Annotated in this window: 20 protein-coding genes; 3 read left to right on the plus strand and 17 right to left on the minus strand. The window is 57.0% G+C overall.

The features are described 5' to 3' along the window. Window positions 1-12: 12 nt before the first annotated feature. Window positions 13-1005 carry an RNA polymerase sigma factor RpoS gene (rpoS, locus tag BFV63_RS17440; protein ID WP_013098493.1) on the minus strand — a complete coding sequence of 331 codons (993 nt, stop codon included), beginning with the start codon at window positions 1003-1005 and terminating at the stop codon, window positions 13-15. A 59-nt stretch (window positions 1006-1064) separates the two neighbouring features. After that, complete coding sequence (nlpD, locus tag BFV63_RS17445) at window positions 1065-2129, minus strand: murein hydrolase activator NlpD (RefSeq protein WP_225535841.1); 1065 nt, start codon at window positions 2127-2129, stop codon at window positions 1065-1067. On the opposite strand from nlpD, the gene BFV63_RS23460 reads away from it, so the two are divergent. Then, on the plus strand, window positions 2062-2211 hold the full coding sequence (locus tag BFV63_RS23460) for a peptidase (protein WP_225535843.1): 150 nt from the start codon (window positions 2062-2064) through the stop codon (window positions 2209-2211). The genes nlpD and BFV63_RS23460 overlap by 68 nt on opposite strands. A gap of 94 nt (window positions 2212-2305) precedes the next feature. On the opposite strand, the gene BFV63_RS17450 is transcribed toward BFV63_RS23460, so the two are convergent. The 11 genes from BFV63_RS17450 to cysG form a co-directional block, all read right to left on the minus strand. After that, on the minus strand, window positions 2306-2932 hold the full coding sequence (locus tag BFV63_RS17450) for a protein-L-isoaspartate(D-aspartate) O-methyltransferase (protein ID WP_015571709.1): 627 nt from the start codon (window positions 2930-2932) through the stop codon (window positions 2306-2308). Beyond that, window positions 2926-3687 (minus strand): 5'/3'-nucleotidase SurE, encoded by a 762-nt coding sequence (surE, locus tag BFV63_RS17455; RefSeq protein WP_017382816.1) that lies wholly within the window; start codon window positions 3685-3687, stop codon window positions 2926-2928. Before surE ends, BFV63_RS17450 begins: the two co-directional genes overlap by 7 nt. Beyond that, the gene (gene truD, locus BFV63_RS17460; protein WP_023323677.1) at window positions 3668-4717 is read right to left on the minus strand and encodes a tRNA pseudouridine(13) synthase TruD; all 1050 of its coding nucleotides are present in this window, start codon (window positions 4715-4717) and stop codon (window positions 3668-3670) included. The genes surE and truD overlap by 20 nt, the downstream gene beginning before the upstream one ends. After that, on the minus strand, window positions 4714-5193 hold the full coding sequence (gene ispF, locus BFV63_RS17465; protein WP_003862097.1) for a 2-C-methyl-D-erythritol 2,4-cyclodiphosphate synthase: 480 nt from the start codon (window positions 5191-5193) through the stop codon (window positions 4714-4716). Before ispF ends, truD begins: the two co-directional genes overlap by 4 nt. Next, window positions 5193-5903: a 2-C-methyl-D-erythritol 4-phosphate cytidylyltransferase gene (ispD, locus tag BFV63_RS17470; protein ID WP_032610044.1), complete on the minus strand. Its 711-nt coding sequence runs from the start codon at window positions 5901-5903 to the stop codon at window positions 5193-5195. The genes ispF and ispD overlap by 1 nt, the downstream gene beginning before the upstream one ends. A gap of 19 nt (window positions 5904-5922) precedes the next feature. Continuing rightward, entirely contained in the window at window positions 5923-6234 is a 312-nt protein-coding gene (ftsB, locus tag BFV63_RS17475; protein ID WP_003862095.1) for a cell division protein FtsB, read from the minus strand. Between the two features lie 79 nt (window positions 6235-6313). Next, window positions 6314-6640, minus strand: a complete 327-nt coding sequence (locus BFV63_RS17480) for a DUF3561 family protein (RefSeq protein WP_006811767.1) — start codon at window positions 6638-6640, stop codon at window positions 6314-6316. A 58-nt stretch (window positions 6641-6698) separates the two neighbouring features. After that, on the minus strand, window positions 6699-7304 hold the full coding sequence (cysC, locus tag BFV63_RS17485) for an adenylyl-sulfate kinase (RefSeq protein ID WP_023314740.1): 606 nt from the start codon (window positions 7302-7304) through the stop codon (window positions 6699-6701). Beyond that, window positions 7304-8728, minus strand: coding sequence for a sulfate adenylyltransferase subunit CysN (gene cysN / locus BFV63_RS17490; protein ID WP_045346842.1), 1425 nt, complete (start codon window positions 8726-8728; stop codon window positions 7304-7306). Before cysN ends, cysC begins: the two co-directional genes overlap by 1 nt. A gap of 9 nt (window positions 8729-8737) precedes the next feature. Beyond that, the gene (gene cysD / locus BFV63_RS17495; RefSeq protein WP_006811770.1) at window positions 8738-9646 is read right to left on the minus strand and encodes a sulfate adenylyltransferase subunit CysD; all 909 of its coding nucleotides are present in this window, start codon (window positions 9644-9646) and stop codon (window positions 8738-8740) included. A 9-nt stretch (window positions 9647-9655) separates the two neighbouring features. After that, window positions 9656-11014 carry a siroheme synthase CysG gene (cysG, locus tag BFV63_RS17500; RefSeq protein ID WP_022651777.1) on the minus strand — a complete coding sequence of 453 codons (1359 nt, stop codon included), beginning with the start codon at window positions 11012-11014 and terminating at the stop codon, window positions 9656-9658. Between the two features lie 237 nt (window positions 11015-11251). Between cysG and BFV63_RS17505 the strand changes: the two genes are divergently transcribed. After that, window positions 11252-12295, plus strand: a complete 1044-nt coding sequence (locus tag BFV63_RS17505; protein WP_023314743.1) for an aminopeptidase — start codon at window positions 11252-11254, stop codon at window positions 12293-12295. A 544-nt stretch (window positions 12296-12839) separates the two neighbouring features. Here BFV63_RS17505 and cysH read toward each other — a convergent pair. From cysH to cysJ, 3 genes are read right to left on the minus strand one after another with little or no spacing between them, the layout of a single operon-like run. Continuing rightward, on the minus strand, window positions 12840-13574 hold the full coding sequence (gene cysH, locus BFV63_RS17510) for a phosphoadenosine phosphosulfate reductase (RefSeq protein ID WP_003862694.1): 735 nt from the start codon (window positions 13572-13574) through the stop codon (window positions 12840-12842). 15 nt (window positions 13575-13589) lie between these two features. Next, window positions 13590-15302 carry an assimilatory sulfite reductase (NADPH) hemoprotein subunit gene (cysI, locus tag BFV63_RS17515; RefSeq protein WP_003862696.1) on the minus strand — a complete coding sequence of 571 codons (1713 nt, stop codon included), beginning with the start codon at window positions 15300-15302 and terminating at the stop codon, window positions 13590-13592. After that, on the minus strand, window positions 15302-17107 hold the full coding sequence (gene cysJ / locus BFV63_RS17520; RefSeq protein WP_023314744.1) for an NADPH-dependent assimilatory sulfite reductase flavoprotein subunit: 1806 nt from the start codon (window positions 17105-17107) through the stop codon (window positions 15302-15304). The genes cysI and cysJ overlap by 1 nt, the downstream gene beginning before the upstream one ends. A 303-nt stretch (window positions 17108-17410) precedes the next feature. Here cysJ and queD point away from each other — a divergent pair, with 303 nt between their 5' ends. Then, window positions 17411-17776 (plus strand): 6-carboxytetrahydropterin synthase QueD, encoded by a 366-nt coding sequence (queD, locus tag BFV63_RS17525; protein WP_006811776.1) that lies wholly within the window; start codon window positions 17411-17413, stop codon window positions 17774-17776. On the opposite strand, the gene BFV63_RS17530 is transcribed toward queD, so the two are convergent. After that, on the minus strand, window positions 17761-20115 hold the full coding sequence (locus BFV63_RS17530; RefSeq protein ID WP_048242008.1) for a helix-turn-helix domain-containing protein: 2355 nt from the start codon (window positions 20113-20115) through the stop codon (window positions 17761-17763). The genes queD and BFV63_RS17530 overlap by 16 nt on opposite strands. Between the last annotated feature and the right edge of the window lie 66 nt (window positions 20116-20181).

Raw genomic sequence — 20181 nt, forward strand, 5'->3', positions numbered from 1 at the left:
ACGAATGGTTGCTTACTCGCGGAACAGCGCTTCGATATTCAGACCTTGCCCTTGCAGGATTTCACGCAGGCGGCGTAGGCCTTCAACCTGAATCTGACGAACACGTTCACGGGTCAGGCCAATCTCACGGCCGACATCTTCCAGTGTCGCAGCTTCATACCCCAGTAAACCGAAACGACGTGCCAGCACCTCACGCTGTTTGGCGTTCAGTTCGAACAGCCATTTGACGATGCTCTGTTTCATGTCATCGTCCTGCGTGGTGTCTTCCGGGCCGTTGTCTTTTTCATCGGCCAGGATGTCCAGCAGCGCTTTTTCGGAGTCGCCACCCAGCGGGGTGTCAACCGAGGTAATGCGCTCGTTGAGACGCAGCATACGGCTTACGTCATCAACCGGTTTGTCGAGTTGCTCTGCGATCTCTTCCGCACTTGGCTCGTGGTCCAGTTTATGGGACAACTCGCGCGCGGTACGCAGATAAACATTCAACTCTTTGACGATGTGGATCGGCAGTCGAATCGTACGGGTCTGGTTCATAATAGCCCGTTCGATGGTCTGACGAATCCACCAGGTCGCGTAGGTTGAGAAACGGAACCCGCGTTCCGGGTCAAACTTCTCAACTGCGCGGATGAGACCTAAGTTGCCCTCTTCAATCAGATCCAGCAGAGCCAGACCACGATTGCCGTAACGGCGGGCAATTTTCACGACCAGTCGCAGGTTACTTTCGATCATGCGACGACGCGAGGCAACATCACCACGCAAAGCACGACGTGCGAAATAGACTTCTTCTTCGGCCGTTAGCAGTGGGGAGTAACCAATCTCCCCAAGGTAAAGCTGAGTCGCGTCCAGCACACGCTGTGTGGCACCCTGCGATAACAGCTCTTCTTCAGCCAAATCGTTATCACTGGGTTCCTCTTCTACTAAGGCTTTTTCGTCAAAAGCCTCTGCTCCGTTCTCATCAAATTCCGCGTCTTCATTTAAATCATGAACTTTCAGCGTATTCTGACTCATAAGGTGGCTCCTACCCGTGATCCCTGGACGAGACACCCTGGCTGGCATGCCCCGTCAATTTATCGCTGCGGTAAATATTGCAGCGGGTTTACGGATTTCCCCTTGTAACGAATTTCAAAATGCAAGCGTGTAGAACTGGTTCCGGTGCTACCCATGGTAGCGATTTTTTGCCCCGCCTTAACTTCTTGTTGTTCCCGGACCAGCATTGTGTCGTTATGGGCGTAGGCACTCAGGTAATCATCATTATGTTTGATGATAATAAGATTACCGTAACCGCGCAGTGCGTTACCGGCATAGACAACGCGTCCGTCTGCGGTCGCGATGATTGCCTGTCCTTTACTGCCTGCGATATCGATCCCTTTGTTGCCCCCCTCAGAGGTAGCGAAGTTCTCGATGATCTTGCCGTCAGTTGGCCAACGCCAGGTGGTAATTGACGAGCTGGCATTCTGACTGCTTGCAGTCGGTACAGTAGAGCTAACCACAGGTGCCGTAGTCGGTGCTGTGACAACAGTCGCAGTACCTTTATTATTCGGCAACATTTTGTTAGCACTCTGATCACCTGAATCCTCAGAATACGTAATTACAGGTTGTGAAGCAACCACCGTGGTGGTTTTTTGTGCAGGGGTGACGCTGTTATTTTGCGCAGTTATGTCGGCTGCTGAAACGGTGTTGCCTGGCGTAAGCGGTGTCCCCGTCGCGTTGCCAACCTGAAGCGTTTGCCCGACTTCCAGAGCATACGGGGCCTGGACGTTGTTTCGCTGTGCCAGATCGCGGAAATCGTTCCCGGTGATCCAGGCAATATAGAACAGCGTATCGCCGCGCTTCACGGTATAGGTGCTGCCGCCGGTATAGCTACCTTTCGGAATGTTCCCATACTTACGGTTATACACTATGCGGCCATTTTCAGTCTGAACAGGCTGTTCCACTGGCTGTATCTGCGTAGGCTGCGTAACTGGACGCTGAACCGGCTGGATCTGCGGCGTTTGCTGCGCCGTTGAGGTGCCCATTTTAGGCGGAGGGGTGATCAACATTCCGCTGGACGTGTTACCCGAGCCGCTGGTTCCATTAACGGAACTGACGGGCGCAGGCGCGTTATTTGAACTTGTACAGCCTGCCAGCCACAGCGAAACCAGTGATAATGCCGCAACACGGCTGATGGTGAATTTTGGGCTTCCCGCGCTCATTTATCCCCCAGGAATGTGTTAACTACCAGTGACTTAAAAATAACCGTGATGGCACGAACCTATCGCGCCCCACCATACGCTGAATTTGCCTTAATAACCCTGGAAAAATCCGAGTCTCAGGCCAGCTCGCCCTTAACCAGGGGCACAAAGCGTACGGCTTCCACGGTATCGATAATAAACTCGCCGCCGCGTCGACGAACGCGCTTTAAAAGCTGCTGCTCATCGCCGACGGGCAAAACAAGAATGCCGCCCTCGTCCAGCTGCGAGAGAAGTGCAGCGGGGATTTCAGGTGGCGCTGCCGTGACAATGATGGCGTCAAACGGGGCGCGAGCCTGCCAACCCTGCCATCCATCGCCGTGGCGTGTCGATACATTATGTAAATCAAGCTGTTTCAGGCGACGGCGCGCCTGCCACTGCAACCCTTTAATCCGTTCCACGGAACAGACATGGTGCACAAGGTGGGCCAGGATCGCGGTCTGATACCCTGAACCGGTGCCAATTTCCAGCACCCGGGAGTCTGGCGTTAACTCCAGAAGCTCCGTCATACGCGCCACCATGTAGGGCTGCGAAATCGTCTGGCCTTGCCCGATGGGCAGCGCCACGTTTTCCCACGCTTTGTGTTCAAACGCCTCATCTACAAACTTCTCACGGGGAACCTGGGCAAGCGCATCCAGCACCTGCTCGTTGGCAATCCCCTGTGCGCGTAATTGTTCCAGAAGAGTTTGTACACGTTTACTTACCATTGCGCGTTCACTCCGACCCGATCTAACCAGTCCGACACCACATCATGCGCGCTATAAGCGGTTAAATCTACGTGCAACGGCGTAACGGAAACGTAACCCTCATCCACCGCAGCAAAGTCGGTGTCTGGCCCGGCATCGCATTTATCTCCCGGCGGGCCGATCCAGTACAGGGTATTGCCGCGGGGATCCTGCTGGGGAATAACCTGATCGGCCGGGTGGCGACTGCCGCAGCGCGTCACGCGGATCCCTTTAATCTCGTCCAGTGGGAGATCCGGCACGTTAATATTAAGGATACGTCCGGTACGCAGTGGCTCGCGGCCAAGCGCACGGAGAATGGAGCAGGTCACCGCGGCGGCAGTGTCATAGTGGGTGTGGCCGTTTAACGAGACCGCCAGCGCCGGGAAACCCAGGTGACGCCCTTCCATCGCCGCGGCCACGGTGCCGGAGTAAATCACATCATCGCCAAGATTTGGCCCGGCATTGATGCCGGAGACCACAACATCCGGCCGAGGGCGCATCAGCGCATTTACGCCCAGAAACACGCAGTCGGTCGGCGTCCCCATCTGGACGGCAATATCGCCATTCTCAAAGGTAAAGGTGCGAAGTGAAGACTCCAGCGTCAATGAGTTAGACGCGCCACTGCGGTTACGATCGGGAGCCACGACCTGCACATCCGCAAATTCGCGGAGGTGTTTCGCCAGCGTCTGAATACCTGGCGCATGGATCCCGTCATCGTTACTCAGCAATATTCGCATAATCACCCGACGTGTTGATAAGTTCCCTGACAACACTGGTGGCAAAGCTACCTGCCGGCAGCCAGAAGCGTAACTCGACGGTTACGTCATCCCACCAGTTCCAGCTCAGCTGTTGCGGGTAGAGGAGCATCGCACGGCGCGCCGCCTCGACCTTTTCCCGCACCAGCAACGATTGTAATTCTGGCGCATCCGCCACCGCTGACTGCTCAGCGGCCAGCGCCTCGCCCTGGGTTCCCCAGTCGCCTGAACCCGGCAAGGCGGCGGTAATCATCAGCGTTTTAGCGTCCACGCGCGACTGGACATCGGCCATCTCATCGGCCGTTGCCACAAACCAGCTTCCGCGTCCCGCTAATTGTAGCGCATCGCCGACAACAACTTGATTCGCGTCCGGTTTTTTCAGCCGTTCGCTCACAATCTGATTAAACAACGCACTGCGGGCCGCCGACAACCAAAAACTGCGTTTATTACGATCGCGCACCGGTGCACCGCTTTGCGCCCAGCGCAGCGCACCCAGCAGGTTGCTGCCACCAATGCCAAAGCGCTGTGCGCCGAAATAGTTTGGCACGCCGCGTTCGTTAATGGCCTTCAGGCGTTTTTCAACGTCTTCGCGTTCGGTCACTTCGCGCAGCACCAGAGTAAAGGCATTGCCTTTTAACGCTCCCAGACGCAATTTGCGTTTATGGCGGGCGTACTCCAGTACCTTACAGCCCTCAAGCTCAAATTTGCTTAAATCGGGCATGCCGTTGCCGGGCACGCGGGCGCAAAGCCACTGTTCGGTCACGGCATGTTTATCTTTTTGACCGGCAAAGCTCACTTCGCGGGCGTGAATATTGAGGAATTTTGCCAGCGCGTCCGCCACGAAGCGGGTGTTGCAGCCGTTTTTCAGAATGCGCACCAGGATGTGCTCGCCTTCGCCGTCCGGCTCAAAACCGAGATCTTCCACTACCACGAAATCTTCAGGGTTGGCTTTCAGCAGCCCCTTGCCCTGCGGTTCACCGTGCAGATACGTCAGGTTGTCGAAATCCGTCATTTGGCCGCCTTCACCAGCAGCGCCACGGCTTCACAGGCAATGCCTTCGCCACGACCGGTAAAGCCCAGCTTCTCCGTGGTGGTCGCTTTGACGTTGACGTCGTCCATATGGCAACCCAGATCTTCAGCGATAAACACGCGCATCTGAGGGATGTGCGGCAGCATCTTCGGTGCCTGAGCAATGATCGTCACATCAACGTTGCCAAGGGTGTAGCCTTTGGCCTGAATACGACGCCAGGCTTCGCGCAGCAGTTCGCGGCTGTCTGCGCCTTTAAAAGCAGGATCGGTGTCCGGGAACAGTTTGCCAATGTCGCCCAGCGCGGCGGCACCCAGCAGCGCGTCGGTCAGCGCATGCAGCGCCACGTCGCCATCAGAATGCGCCAGCAGACCTTTTTCGTATGGAATGCGCACGCCGCCAATGATAATTGGGCCAACGCCGCCAAAGGCGTGTACATCAAAACCGTGTCCAATACGCATTATGCCTTCTCCTGAGGGGTCGTACGGGTAAGATAAAATTCCGCGAGCTGTAAGTCTTCCGGGCGCGTCACTTTTATATTATCAGCGCGCCCTTCAACAAGCGTGGGGTGGAAACCGCAATACTCCAGCGCCGAGGCTTCGTCCGTAATGGTCGCACCTTCTTTAAGCGCACGCGTTAAGCAGTCGTGGAGTAATTCGCGGGGAAAAAATTGTGGCGTCAGCGCGTGCCATAGATCGACGCGCTCGACGGTGTGGGCAATCGCCGGTTTACCCGGTTCGGCACGCTTCATGGTGTCACGCACCGGGGCGGCCAGAATGCCGCCCACGTTACTGGTTTCGCTCAGGGCCAGCAGACGTGACAGATCGTCGTGATGCAGACAGGGACGCGCGGCATCGTGCACCAGCACCCACTGCGCGTTCCCGGCAGCCTGAATGCCCGCCAGAACGGAGTCAGCCCGCTCTGCGCCGCCGTCAACGACGGTAATCTGAGGGTGATTCGCCAGCGCGAGCTGAGCAAAACGTGCATCGCCGGGGCTGATGGCAATAACAACGCGTTTCACCCGAGAATGCGCCAGCAGCGCCGCCACGGCGTGCTCGAGGATCGTTTTATCGCCAATTGAGAGGTACTGCTTAGGACATTCTGTCTGCATGCGCCGGCCAAAACCTGCGGCCGGCACCACGGCACAGACGTCCGAAAAAGTTGCTGCCATGTCGTAATCCTGGGCCTGATTATCGATTGTTTTGTGCGGAGCCCTGATTGCGTTTAGACGCATCCGGAACCAGGCGATAAAACGTTTCGCCCGGCTTAGTCATACTGAGTTCATTGCGCGCGCGCTCCTCAATCGCCTCCTGGCCGCCATTGAGGTCATCAATTTCAGCAAAAAGTTGATCGTTACGCGCTTTAAGTTTGGCGTTTGTCGCCTGCTGTGCCGCGACGTCATCGCTCACCCGGCTGTAGTCGTGCAGTCCGTTTTTGCCGAACCACAGCGAATATTGCAGCCAGACCAGCAAAGCCAGCAACAGCAGCGTTAGTTTACCCATCCTGCCCCCTGAAAAAACGGCATCATCATCCCATAACTTTCCGCTGGACTCTACTGCGGGGTTCTAATTATGCCGTAAGTTAGCCCATCAGCCATAAAAACAGCAGGCCAAAGATGACCACAACGGTGGCGATAGTGATGAGCGTACTATACAGAAGCTTGCCGTTGAAAAGGGAGTGCAGCGCCACGCCCACAACCACCGCAACGGGCATCAGCGCCAAAAAGAAAGGCCAGGTATAGAGGAAGAAAAAGAGGGTGTTACCACCGTAGATCAAAAACGGGATACCCAGCGCCAGTAGCCACGATACGAAGCCGACTATCGCCCCAGGGAAGGACCAGGTCGTCTCGTCGTCGGTCGTTAACGGTTCCGACCCGGTGGTAATCATGTAGTTTTCACTGTTGCGCATAGCTAATCCTGTGACCGTGACTCATCGCTCGGGAAGACAGCTCCCGAACGATACCGTCTCAGGATCTGATAATATCGTCCCGTCTGAGCAGGTCTAATAATTGGCTTACTAAATTTGTTACCAATTGTTGACCTTCCAGATGAATCTCAGGGGATTCAGGCGCTTCGTAAACGGAGTCAATGCCGGTGAAGTTTCGCAGCTCTCCCGCGCGGGCTTTTTTGTACAGCCCTTTAGGATCGCGCGCTTCGCAGATTGCCAGCGGGGTATCCACAAACACTTCAATAAAGCGATTCTGCCCCACGCGCTCACGCACCATCTGACGTTCGGCGCGGTGCGGTGAGATAAACGCCGTCAGCACCACCAGCCCGGCATCCGCCATCAGGCTGGCGACTTCCCCCACCCGACGAATGTTCTCTTTACGATCTTCATCGCTGAACCCTAAATCGCTGCACAGGCCGTGACGCACGTTGTCGCCGTCCAGCAGGTAGGTGCTCACCCCCTGCTGATGCAGCGCCTCTTCCAGTGCGCCTGCCACCGTGGATTTACCGGAGCCAGACAGCCCGGTAAACCACAGCACAACCCCACGGTGACCATGGAGCTGTTCGCGCTGGGCGACGGTGACCGGATGAGGATGCCAGACGACGTTCTCATCATGGGTGGCCATCACTTGCCTCCCAGCAGATCGCGTGCGCCCCAGTGCGGGAAGTGCTTACGCACCAGCGCGTTAAGCTCCAGCTCAAACGCGCTGAACTCAGAGGCCACGGCAGCCTGCGCGTCAGGCTCGCGCACCATGCCGGCACCGACGGTAACGTTAGTCAGGCGGTCAATGAAGATGAGCCCGCCCGTAACAGGATTCTGCTGATACGGATCCAGCACCAGCGGCTCGTCGAAGGTCATATCCACCAGACCGATGCCGTTCAGCGGCAGCTCGCTCACGTCACGGTGGGTCAGGTTGTTGATGTCCACCTGGAACTGAATGCCGTCCACGCGGGCGCGGGTTTTCTTGCCGGCGATTTTAATGTCATAGCTCTGGCCTGCGGTCAGCGGCTGTTCCGCCATCCACACCACGTCCACGGATGCGCCCTGCACCGCCGCCAGCGTTTCCTGCGCGTCGACCAGAAGGTCGCCGCGGCTGATATCAATTTCGTCTTTCAGTACCAGGGTTACCGCTTCACCTGCTCCGGCTTCGTCTAGATCGCCATCAAAGGTGACGATTCGGGCAATGGCCGATTCCACACCGGACGGCAGCACCTTCACGCGCTGGCCCACCTTCACCGCGCCGGACGCAATGGTGCCCGAGAAGCCGCGGAAATCGAGGTTCGGACGGTTCACGTACTGCACCGGGAAGCGCATCGGCTGGGTATCAACCACGCGCTGAATTTCAACGGTTTCCAGCACTTCCAGCAGCGTCGGGCCGCTGTACCACGGCATGTTCCCGCTCTGAGAGGCGACATTATCCCCTTCCAGCGCCGACAGCGGCACAAAGCGAATATCGAGGTTGCCCGGCAGCTGTTCAGCAAAGGTCAGGTAGCTCTGACGGATCTCGTCGAATCGCGCTTCGCTGTAGTCCACCAGATCCATTTTGTTCACCGCCACCACCAGGTGTTTGATCCCCAGCAGCGTAGAGATAAAGCTGTGACGACGAGTCTGATCCAGCACACCTTTACGGGCGTCAATCAGCAGGATCGCCAGATCACAGGTGGACGCGCCGGTCGCCATGTTACGGGTGTACTGCTCGTGCCCCGGGGTGTCGGCGATAATAAATTTGCGCTTTTCGGTAGAGAAGTAGCGATAGGCGACATCAATGGTAATGCCCTGCTCGCGCTCCGCCTGCAAGCCGTCTACCAGCAGCGCCAGGTCGAGTTTTTCGCCCTGGGTGCCGTGGCGTTTACTGTCATTGTGCAGGGAAGAGAGCTGATCTTCGTAGATCTGGCGCGTGTCGTGCAGCAGACGTCCTATCAGGGTACTTTTCCCGTCATCCACGCTGCCGCAGGTCAGGAAACGCAGCAGACTTTTGTACTGCTGGGCGTGCAGATAAGCTTCTACGCCGCCTTCATCGGCAATTTGTTGGGCAATAGTCGTATTCATGGCGGCTCCTTAGAAATAACCCTGACGTTTCTTCAGCTCCATGGAGCCTGCCTGGTCGCGGTCAATCACGCGCCCCTGTCGCTCACTGGTAGTCGACACCAGCATCTCCTCGATGATCTCCGGCAGCGTCTGCGCACTGGATTCCACCGCGCCGGTCAACGGCCAGCAGCCGAGAGTACGGAAACGGACCATCTGTTTTTTGATCACTTCGCCCGGCTGTAAATCAATGCGATCGTCGTCGATCATCATCAGCATGCCGTCGCGCTCCAGCACCGGGCGCTCGGCCGCCAGATACAGCGGAACGATCTCAATATTTTCCAGATAGATATACTGCCAGATATCCAGCTCGGTCCAGTTGGAGAGCGGGAAGACGCGAATGCTTTCGCCCTTGTTGATCTGGCCGTTGTAGTTGTGCCACAGCTCCGGACGCTGGTTTTTCGGGTCCCAGCGGTGGAAGCGGTCGCGGAAAGAGTAGATACGCTCTTTGGCGCGGGATTTCTCTTCGTCACGGCGCGCGCCGCCGAAGGCCGCATCAAAACCGTATTTATTCAGCGCCTGCTTCAGCCCTTCGGTTTTCATGATGTCGGTATGCTTGGCGCTGCCGTGCACGAACGGGTTGATACCCATCGCCACCCCTTCCGGGTTTTTGTGCACCAGCAGCTCGCAGCCGTAGGCTTTGGCGGTACGGTCACGAAACTCGTACATCTCGCGGAATTTCCAGCCGGTATCCACGTGCAGCAGCGGGAACGGCAGCGTACCCGGATAAAACGCTTTACGCGCCAGGTGCAGCATGACGCTGGAATCTTTACCGATGGAGTACATCATCACCGGGTTAGAAAACTCGGCGGCCACTTCGCGGATAATGTGGATACTTTCCGCTTCGAGCTGCCGCAGGTGAGTAAGTCGTTTTTGGTCCATAACCGTTCCTTAAGCCAAATTTATAACAGAAGCGCCAAAGCCTTCTGTGTCGGTTGTGTGTTGGAACCAGGCGAGCGTGCTGTGCAGCTGCACCACTTCTCCCACCACAATCAGGGCGGGCATTGGGGCGTCTTTCGCCAGGGTTGCAAGGTCTTGTAAAGTGCCGATGGCGACATGCTGATCGACGCGTGTCCCGCGGGAGATCACCGCTACCGGCGTCGCCGCATCGCGACCGTGCTGAATAAGCTGTTCGCTGATGTCTGCCGCTTTCATCGTGCCCATATAAATCGCCAGCGTTTGCCGGCTCTGGGCGAGATGCGACCAGTCAAACGGCGTACTGTCGGCTTTATAGTGCCCGGTCACAAAGGTCACGCTCTGGGCGTAATCGCGATGGGTCAGCGGAATACCGGCGTAGGCCGTGACGGCAGACGCCGCCGTAATGCCGGGAACCACCTGGAACGGGACGCCCGCTTCGGCTGCCGCCTGCAACTCCTCGCCACCACGACCGAAGATAAACGGATCGCCCCCTTTCAGGCGCACCACGGTTTTGCCCGCTTTCGCAGCGGCAATCAGCATTTGATTGGTGTCGTGCTGTGGCACGGAGTGCTCGCCGGCACGTTTGCCGACGCAGATTTGCTCCGCGTCACGGCGGATCAGCTCGCGAATACCGTCGGTGACCAGGTGGTCGTAGAACACGACATCCGCATCCTGAAGAACCTGGAGGCCACGCAGCGTGAGCAGCCCGGCATCGCCCGGCCCGGCGCCCACCAGAATGATCTCCCCGCCCGTACTGCCGGGGTTATCCAGTTCGTCTTCGAGGATTTGTTGCGCCGCCGTCTCGTTACCGGCCTGCATCAGGCTGGCAAAGCGGCCGCGAAACACACGCTCCCAGAAGCGACGGCGTTCCGTCACGCTGGTCAGACGCGTTTTCAGATGGTTGCGCCAGTAGCTGGCCTTCTCCGCCATGCGTCCGAGGCTGGTCGGCAGCAGCGCTTCGATTTTTTCTCTCAGCACGCGCGCCAGCACCGGGGCGGTGCCGCCGGAGGAGATCGCCACCAGCAGCGGCGAGCGGTCGACAATCGACGGGAAGATAAATGAACATAACGGCTGGTCGTCTACCACGTTCACCAGGCGGTGACGGGCCTGGGCTGCGTCGGAGATTCGGCTGTTGAGCGCCCGATCTTCGGTTGCCGCAATCACCAGTACCACGCTGTCGATCTGAGACTCTGCAAAATCCGCCTCTGCAACGATCTGCACCTGCGCCCCGGCGCGTTGCAGGAAGGCGATTTTGCGATCGGCAATTTCACCCGTCCCGACAACCAATACCGGTCGGTCTTTTAAGGCAGCAAAAAGGGGGAGATAGTCCACAGGCAACAACTCACTAACAACCACGAATAAAGGGACTATAGGGGGCGGCTTAGAACGAATGAAATTACGAATTGGAATGAGTAGTTACTCAATGGAATAACGCCGTGGAAAAGCAAATATCAAAAAGTGCTTAACACGCGAAATTTCGGGCATTTAAGAGCAATTCAAATTGTGTCTACCCGATCACAGTTTCATACTATGCGGGTTAAAATTTTGCTCTGTTTTTAAGGACTCACTATGTTTTCCGCAATGCGCCACCGATTCGTTGCCCTGGCGCTCGGCGTTTGCTTTATCCTTCCGGCTCAGGCAAAAAATCCATCTTACGGTGAAATAGCCAGTATGCAGGCGCGGCATATTGCGACGGTCTTTCCGGGCCGTATGACCGGAACCCCAGCCGAGATGCTCTCGGCAGACTATATTCGTCAGCAGTTTGCGGATATGGGCTATGAAAGCGACATTCGCGCTTTCCACAGCCGCTACATCTATACCACTCGCAATAAAACGCAAAACTGGCATAACGTAACTGGCAGCACGGTTATTGCGGCGCACGAAGGAAAGGCGGCTGAGCAGATTATTATTATGGCGCACCTTGATACCTACACGCCGTTGAGCGATGCCGATGTCGATAATAATCTCGGCGGGCTGACGCTTCAGGGACTGGATGATAATGCGGCGGGTCTGGGCGTGATGCTTGAGCTGGCCGAACGCCTGAAGAATATTCCGACGAAATACAGCATTCGCTTTGTTGCGACCAGCGGCGAAGAAGAAGGAAAACTCGGCGCTGAGAATCTCCTTAAGCGCATGAGCGCTGAGGAGAAGAAAAATACGTTGCTGGTGATTAACCTCGATAATCTGATCGTGGGGGATAAGCTCTATTTTAATAGCGGACAGAGCACGCCGAGCAGCGTACGTAAACTCACCCGCGACCGCGCGCTGGCGCTTGCCCGCACGCATGGCGTCTATGCCGCGACAAATCCGGGCGGTAACCCGGAGTATCCTAAAGGCACAGGCTGCTGTAATGACGGTGAAGTGTTTGATAAGGCGGGCATTCCGGTGCTGTACGTCGAGGCGACGAACTGGGCGCTGGGCAAAAAAGATGGCTATCAGCAGCGCAGCAAATCGAAAGCCTTCCCGGACGGGACCAGCTGGCATGATGTGCGGCTGGATAATCAGCAGCACATTGATAAAGCGCTGCCGCAGCGGATTGAGCACCGCAGCCGGGATGTCGTGAAAGTGATGCTGCCGCTGGTGAAGGAGCTGGCGAAAGCGGGGAAAGCCTGAGGCCGTTAAGCATAGTGCGGCCTTATGCCCTCACCCCAACCCTCTCCCACGGGGCTGAGGGTTCCCCACAAAATAATGCCTGCACAGACGGCCCCCTCTCCCTTGAGGGAGAGGGCTGGGGTGAGGGGGAACATACGGCTCTGGTGGTCATTCCGTTCACTTTATGTTCCTTGCTACTCTGTCACGACATGACCGGTGAACGTGCCAGGGTGGCTCAGTCGCCACCACCCTGGCGACCCGGGCTTCCGGCGGTAAATCGCCGCTTCGCGGTGCCTTCGGCTTATTCCTTCCGGCTTATCGGGGACGGGCGGAGGTAACATCCCTGTAAAGCCCGCCCTCTCGGCGCATCCCTGCGCCTCGCCCCGGCCTACAGGAAACGCCTCAGCGATTTACAGCCGGACCGAAGCATCGCTGAAAGCCCTCAGTTATTCTGAGGCAACGTTATCGCTTTTGCTTTCGAATTACTGGGGAACCACCCACGGGGAGAGGGAGAATTAAGCCTTTGTAGGCCCGGTAAGCGCAGCGCCACCGGGCAAAAAGGTTATCACCCTTCGTGCAATCCGCACTCGCGCTTCAGCCCGAAGAATCGCGTCTCTTCTTCCGCCATTCCCGGTTCCCATTTACGCGTGGTGTGGGTGTCGCCTACCGACAGGTAGCCTTGATCCCACAGCGGATGGTACTTCAGCCCGTGCTTTTGCAGATACTGGTACACCGTGCGGTTATCCCAGTCGATGATCGGCAGCACTTTGAACACGCCGCGCTGCACCGCCAGCACCGGCAGCGTTGCCCGGCTCCCGGACTGCTCGCGGCGCAGGCCCGCAAACCAGGTCTGAGCGTTCAGTTCTTTTAGCGCCCGGTTCATCGGCTCGACCTTGTTGATCTCATTGTATTTCTCAATGCCCTCAACGCCCTGCTCCCACAGCTTGCCGTAACGCGCCTCCTGCCAGGCCGCGCTTTCCGTCGCACGGTAGACTTTCAGGTTCAGCCTGAGCTTATCCGTCAGCTCGTCGATAAACTGATAGGTCTCCGGGAACAGATAGCCGGTATCGGTGAGGATCACCGGAATGTCCGGACGGATCTGATTCACCAGATGCAGACTGACCGCCGCCTGAATGCCAAAGCTCGACGAAAGCACATAGTCTCCCGGCAGGTTTTCCAGCGCCCACGCCACGCGCCCTTCGGCGTCCAGCTTTTCCAGTTGGGCGTTAGTTTCTGCGAGTGCCAGAATGCGTTCGACTTTTGGCAATGCGTTAAGCGCGTTTAGATCGAGTACGGACATAATTACCTCTCGTGGTTACTCCCAGAAATCCCTTGCGGGATCGAGCACCGGGCGAATGATGCCCGCACGTACCGTAAAGTCGCCGAAGCCTTCACCCGCTTCGCGCTCTTTCGCCCAGCGTCCGATAAGCACGTCGAGGGAATCGAGAATTTCCGGCTCGGTGATGTTCTCGCGGAACATACGCGGAATACGCGTCCCGATACGGTTACCGCCCAGGTGCAGGTTATAGCGACCCGGCGCTTTCCCTACCAGACCGAGTTCGGCCAGCATCGCGCGACCGCAGCCGTTCGGGCAGCCCGTCACGCGCATAACAATATGCTCGTCCGGAATACCATGTTTTTCCAGAATCGCTTCCACTTTATCAGTGAAGGACGGCAGGAAACGCTCGGCTTCGGCCATCGCCAGCGGACAGGTCGGGAACGACACGCAGGCCATCGAGTTTTCACGCTGCGCGCTCACCGCATTCATCAACCCGTGCTCGCGGGCCAGCTCTTCAATTCTCGCCTTTTCGCTTTCCGGCACGCTGGCGACGATCAGGTTCTGGTTAGCGGTGATACGGAACTCGCCTTTGTGGATCTTCGCGATTTCCAGCAGGCCGGTTTTCAGCGGACGGCCCGGATAATCAAGAATACGGCCGTTTTCGATAAACAGCGTCAGGTGCCATTTATTATCGATACCTTTAACCCAGCCGATGCGATCGCCGCGACCGGTAAATTCGTAAGGGCGGATCGGCTCAAACTTGATGCCCGCGCGACGCTCCACTTCTTCTTTGAACGTCTCGACGCCTACGCGCTCCAGAGTGTATTTGGTTTTCGCGTTTTTACGATCGGTACGGTTACCCCAGTCGCGCTGGGTAGTAACCACCGCCTCAGCCACAGCCAGCGTGTGCTCCAGCGGCAGGAAGCCGAACTCGCTCGCGGTGCGGGCGTAGGTTTTCTTGTTCCCATGCTCAATGGACAAACCGCCGCCCACCAGCAGGTTAAAGCCGACCAGCTTGCCGTTTTCGGCAATCGCCACGAAGTTCATGTCGTTGGCGTGCAGGTCGATATCGTTCTGCGGCGGGATCACCACCGTGGTTTTGAACTTACGCGGCAGGTAGGTCTGACCGAGGATCGGCTCTTCATCGGTGGTGGCGACTTTCTCCTGATCGAGCCAGATCTCCGCATAGGCGCGGGTACGTGGCAGCAGATGTTCGGAGATTTTTTTCGCCCACTCGTACGCTTCGGCGTGCAGTTCGGACTCGTACGGATTCGAGGTGCAAAGCACGTTACGGTTCATGTCGTTGGCGGTCGCCAGCGCGTCCAGACCCACGGAGTGCAGCATCTGGTGAACCGGCTTGACGTTCTTCTTCAGAATGCCGTGGAACTGGAAGGTCTGACGGTTGGTCAGACGAATGCTGCCGTAAATCGTGTTGTCATGGGCAAACTTGTCGATCGCCTGCCACTGTTTGGTGGTGATGATGCCACCCGGCAGACGACAGCGCAGCAGCATCGCGTGACGCGGCTCCAGCTTCTGCTCGGCACGTTCGGCGCGGATATCGCGGTCGTCCTGCTGGTACATACCGTGGAAACGGATCAGCAGGAAGTTGTCGCCTTTGAAACCGCCGGTCAGGCCGTCATTTAAATCTTCGGCAATGGTACCGCGCAGGTAGTTGCTCTCTACCTTCATGCGCTCGGCATCAGACAGTTTGCCTTCGACCACCAGTGGGCCAGGATGTTTTTCGCTCATTAGTAGACATCTCGCTGATAACGGCGCTCTACGCGCAGCTCACTTAAAAATTCATCCGCCGTTTCGGCATCCATACCGCCGAATTCGGCAATCACTTCCAGCAGTGCCTGCTCAACGTCTTTCGCCATGCGATTGGCGTCGCCGCAGACATAAATGTGGGCACCGTCATTGATCCAGCGCCACAGCTCTGCGCCCTGTTCGCGCAGTTTGTCTTGTACGTATACTTTTTCTTTCTGGTCACGAGACCAGGCCAGATCGATGCGGGTCAGCACGCCCTCTTTGACGTAGCGCTGCCATTCAACCTGGTAGAGGAAATCCTCGGTAAAATGCGGGTTGCCGAAGAACAGCCAGTTTTTACCCGGTGCCTCGTCCGCTGCACGCTGCTGCATAAAGGCGCGGAACGGTGCGATGCCGGTGCCCGGGCCAATCATGATCACCGGCGTTTCCGGGTTCGCCGGCAGACGGAAGTTGTCGTTGTGCTCGATAAAGACGCGCACCTCGCCCTCTTCTTCCACGCGGTCGGCCAGGAAGCCCGAGGCCCCGCCCGCCCGCGCGCGGCCTTCGATGTCGTAACGCACCACGCCAACGGTGATGTGGACTTCGTTTTCCACTTCCGCCTGTGAGGAGGCGATGGAGTAAAGACGCGGCGTCAGTGGACGCAGCAGGCCGATCAGCGCGTCGGCATCCAGCTGTGCCGGTGAGAAACGCACCATATCGACAATCGGCGTTGTCGCCGCGTATTGCTGTAACTTCGCCTTATCCCCGACCAGCGGAAGGAGCGATTCGCTGCGGGTTAAGGTGGCGTAGTTTTCAACGATGTTGGCGGTGTTCACCGTCAGCTCGAAATGCCACTGAAGCGCCTCAGAGAGCGGTAAGGTTTTACCCTCCACCTGGACCGGCTCCGTGCCTTTCAGCCACAGCAGTTCGACCAGCTCTTTCACCAGCGCCGGATCGTTCTGATACCAGACGCCCAGCGCATCGCCAGGCTGATAACGCAGGCCGGAGTCACCGAGATCGATTTCGATATGGCGCACGTCTTTTTCCGAATCACGGCCCGTGATTTTCTGGTTTACCGACAGGCTCGCCGTCAGCGGCGCCTCTTTCGTGTAAGGGCTGGTGTGGATTTCGTTGACGGTGCCCGCTGCGGTAACGGCGGCCTGCGCTGGCGTCTCTTTCGGGACGCGGGCCTTCAGCACCTCAACGATGCGCGCCCGCCATTCGGCGGCGGCGGCCTGGTATTCGACATCAGCGTCTACGCGATCCAGCAGGCGCTCTGCACCCAGCTCCGCCAGCTTGCTGTCGAAATCTTTACCGGACTGGCAGAAAAATTCATAGGACGTGTCACCGAGGCCGAAGACGGCAAAGGCGGTGCCCTCGAGCTTTGGCGCTTTTTTCGAGAACAGGAACTTATGCAGCGCGACGGCTTCTTCCGCAGGCTCGCCTTCGCCCTGCGTTGACGCCACCACCACCAGCAGTTTTTCTGACGCGATCTGTTTGAATTTATAATCCCCGGCGTTGACCAGGTTAACGTTCAGCTTCGCGGCGAGCAGGTCATCACGCAGCGCTTCGGCCACACGACGGGCATTACCCGTTTGCGAAGCGGAGATAAGCGTGATGGCAGGAATTTCAACGGCCGTTGGCGGGACGCCAGCCACAGCACCCGGCTGCTGGTTCAGCATTCCCCAGAAATAGCCGGAGACCCAGGCGAGCTGGGTGGGTGAAAAATCGGAAGTCGCGGCCTGGAGGCGCGCCAGTTGCTCCGGGTTAAGGGGAAGCAAATTTGAAGGTGGGGCCTGTGTTGTCATGCGTCGTTATGTTCCAGTAGCAAAGCGGACTTTAAGCGAATAAATCCAAACTGAAGATAAGGTTAACGGCGGGGATAATAACAATTAAAGAAGGGATGGAAATAATAAATAACCAAATGGACTAACCTGTTTTAGTTATCGTTCTTAACGATAAAAGCGATTAAATAACTATCTGAAATAAAACAAAAAAAGTCGATAAACACCATGAATACGAGGCGGCGACAGTTCAGAGCCGTTTTAGTTAATGATAAAAATTGTGCTTTCCGGTACTATGCGGCGGTTTTTTCCGCATTCCTGAGAGCTATGATGTCCACCACACTGTTTAAAGATTTCACCTTCGAAGCCGCACACCACCTTCCACACGTTCCTGCCGGGCACAAATGTGGCCGCCTGCATGGACACTCGTTTATGGTGCGTCTTGAAATCACCGGTGAAGTCGATCCCCATACGGGCTGGATCATGGACTTTGCCGAGCTGAAGGCCGCGTTTAAGCCGACCTACGATCGTCTCGATCACTACTATCTGAATGATATTCCGGGCCTTGAAAACCCGACCAGCGAGGTGCTGGCGAAATGGATTTGGGATCAGATGAAACCGCTGGTGCCGCTGCTGAGTGCGGTGATGATCAAAGAGACCTGCACGGCAGGCTGCGTCTACCGCGGGGAGTGAATCTCCTCCGTTGCGGCCTCACGAGGCACGAGCGGCGTAAACTCGTAGAGCACCAGCGCATTACTCTCCAGTGATTCACTCAGTTGCCAGCCGTCATAAAGGCGTTCATCGCGTACGGAAAGCGTTGGACGCGCTTTATGCGCTATCCAGCGCCACATCTCTTCATCAGGGCCGCTTTCGCTGCCAACCCCTTCAAGCAACGGATAGAGCGCGCCGTTGTGCTGATCAAACAGATGGCATTTAATTCGCCATTTACCGCGCATTCCCTTCAGGTGTAAATGATACTGCTGGCGAAAACGCTGGATGAAGGCTTCTTCACTGGATAGGAGCGGATTAAAAACCACCACATTACGCAGCAACAGCTGATAACCATTGCGATGGCGCGTAAGCAGGACACGCTTATCATTGACCAGCACCTCGCCCCGCAGACGTTGCCAGAGCCAGAGTACCCAATAAACCGGACGCGGCAGACCATGGTTATACTGTAGCGCAAGGCTTGAGGTATCGATGGTGTTGTTCGCACGGGCTTCTCCCTGAAGGCCCGAATTGAGCCAGAATCCCGCCAGCCAGACCTGCTCCGAAAGCCCGAGCAGGTTCTGCATCAGCAGCGCCCCACGAAAAAACCAGCCGTTTGTCGCCCGCGTGTTGCCGGTGAGGGTATTCCAGGAGAGAAGCCAGACGGGAAGCGAACATTTTCGCAGGCGAAGGGCAGCGAGGATCTGGCGGACCTTCAGTATCGGATAATTTTCCGTTGAGGAGAGAGGGGTTACCTCCAGCTGCGCGGGATCGAGAAGTTCATTGGCATCGGCAGAGCAGGCAAGAAAATCGGCCTGCATCAGGATGGCTGAACTGAACAGGGTATCGTCGCTTACGCCCGCGCTGACGGGGGCAAATCGGTGCCATAAACCAAACTTTGCCTGCGGAAGATAAGTTCGTATTGCCTTTTGCTGGGCCAGCCAGACCTGCTCCCGGGTCTCCTCACTCGCCTGTGTTGACCAGTGCATGACGAAGTGCCAGCCCGCGGTGATCTCTGGCGCAAAATGATTAACCGACTGTTGTAAAAAGCGGGTGAGAAGATCGCGGCGGGTCGTTACGCCGGTGTGCAGTAGCACCGTCCACTGCTTTTTTGCCAGCCAGGTGAAGAGCTGATGCAGATTGTACCAGCAGGCGTAGCCTGCCATCTGGGGGTCATCCCACCCGGTAGCAAACAGACGACTGCTGAGAAAAGGTTCGGCGATATCAATTCCCTCAATGGGAATAGCCTCATTTATCGCCTCCAGATTTTGTCGAACGTCCTCACGGAGCAAATCGTCGAGCTCACGCAGGGTAATGACCACCCGCATACGGCGCAGCGAGGCAGAAAGAGGATTGAGCTGCTCAAGATCCAGTCTCTGCTCCTGCTGCGGGTGAACGACGAGCGGCGAGGCACCCCAACCGCGCGCCACCGGTTCATTGAGCAGGCTAAACAGCTTGTCCACGGCGACCGGATAGCGCTGCTCACGCCTGTCCGCCCGAACACGTGCCGCCTCCGGGTGCTGGCGTCGGGCCTTACGAAACTCACCCGGAGACATATTGTGAACACGCCTGAACCGATCGCTCATCATGCGCGTGCTGGCGAAACCCTGCTCAAGCGCAATCTGGTGCAGCGGTCGGTTCGTCAGCCGGAGAGCGTTGGCCGCCTTTTCCAGCCGCAGGCGGGTGATGTACTGCATGAAACTGATCCCCACCTCCTTGCGAAAGAGACGAGAGAGCCAGGCTTCAGAAACATATTCACTCGCGGCGATTTCCGCAAGCGTAATACGGCGGGAATAACTGGCATTGATTCGCTCTATCACCCGGGCGATGCGTTTGCTGTGCGCTGAGGAAAGTTCCCGGGACAGCATACGGGCGGGCTGTTGAAAGCGGCTGGTCAGCAACAGCAATATCTCGCTCAGCCAGCGGTACGCCTCCAGCCGGTAGCGGTGCGGGTCGTTGATGAGGGTGACCACAAGAAGCTGGCGCAGCAGATCGCGAAGCGCATCGCATTGGGGCCAGACGCCTCCGGCTTCTGCCGGTACAGCATAATCATGGGCAAAAAAATCATTGCAGAGCTGGACGACCCAGCGCCCGGAAAGGGTTACGCGCAGGGTGACATTTGCCGTTTCGCTCGTGAACTGCCAGCGCCGATGACGGTTTATGATGGCAAGGGTATTGGCCTCCAGGGTGTCACGTCCCGCATCGGTGTTCAGCTCTGCCCGCCCTTCCAGCATCCAGAGCAACGTTAGCGTATCGCCTTCATCCTCCACGCAGTGGCGAATGTCCTGAATCTCTATCCAAAACTCATCTCCCCGTTGCGCCATCTTACCCCTCACCAAAGACAAATAATGACCTGCTCTTTTTTGTCATAACTGAATTGTATGAAAAAC

Origin of the sequence: Enterobacter hormaechei subsp. xiangfangensis, assembly GCF_001729785.1 — a bacterium.
Lineage (GTDB): Bacteria > Pseudomonadota > Gammaproteobacteria > Enterobacterales > Enterobacteriaceae > Enterobacter > Enterobacter hormaechei_C.

Coding starts and splice junctions, on each gene's coding strand:
- cysI (WP_003862696.1), bottom strand. CDS start 15,302: ATGAGCGAAAAACATCCTGGCCCACTGGTGGTCGAAGGCAAACTGTCT.
- ispF (WP_003862097.1), bottom strand. CDS start 5,193: ATGCGTATTGGACACGGTTTTGATGTACACGCCTTTGGCGGCGTTGGC.
- cysH (WP_003862694.1), bottom strand. CDS start 13,574: ATGTCCGTACTCGATCTAAACGCGCTTAACGCATTGCCAAAAGTCGAA.
- truD (WP_023323677.1), bottom strand. CDS start 4,717: ATGACGGATTTCGACAACCTGACGTATCTGCACGGTGAACCGCAGGGC.
- queD (WP_006811776.1), top strand. CDS start 17,411: ATGATGTCCACCACACTGTTTAAAGATTTCACCTTCGAAGCCGCACAC.
- cysC (WP_023314740.1), bottom strand. CDS start 7,304: ATGGCCACCCATGATGAGAACGTCGTCTGGCATCCTCATCCGGTCACC.
- ftsB (WP_003862095.1), bottom strand. CDS start 6,234: ATGGGTAAACTAACGCTGCTGTTGCTGGCTTTGCTGGTCTGGCTGCAA.
- BFV63_RS17450 (WP_015571709.1), bottom strand. CDS start 2,932: ATGGTAAGTAAACGTGTACAAACTCTTCTGGAACAATTACGCGCACAG.
- ispD (WP_032610044.1), bottom strand. CDS start 5,903: ATGGCAGCAACTTTTTCGGACGTCTGTGCCGTGGTGCCGGCCGCAGGT.
- rpoS (WP_013098493.1), bottom strand. CDS start 1,005: ATGAGTCAGAATACGCTGAAAGTTCATGATTTAAATGAAGACGCGGAA.
- BFV63_RS17480 (WP_006811767.1), bottom strand. CDS start 6,640: ATGCGCAACAGTGAAAACTACATGATTACCACCGGGTCGGAACCGTTA.
- cysJ (WP_023314744.1), bottom strand. CDS start 17,107: ATGACAACACAGGCCCCACCTTCAAATTTGCTTCCCCTTAACCCGGAG.
- cysD (WP_006811770.1), bottom strand. CDS start 9,646: ATGGACCAAAAACGACTTACTCACCTGCGGCAGCTCGAAGCGGAAAGT.
- BFV63_RS17530 (WP_048242008.1), bottom strand. CDS start 20,115: ATGGCGCAACGGGGAGATGAGTTTTGGATAGAGATTCAGGACATTCGC.
- surE (WP_017382816.1), bottom strand. CDS start 3,687: ATGCGAATATTGCTGAGTAACGATGACGGGATCCATGCGCCAGGTATT.
- cysN (WP_045346842.1), bottom strand. CDS start 8,728: ATGAATACGACTATTGCCCAACAAATTGCCGATGAAGGCGGCGTAGAA.
- BFV63_RS17505 (WP_023314743.1), top strand. CDS start 11,252: ATGTTTTCCGCAATGCGCCACCGATTCGTTGCCCTGGCGCTCGGCGTT.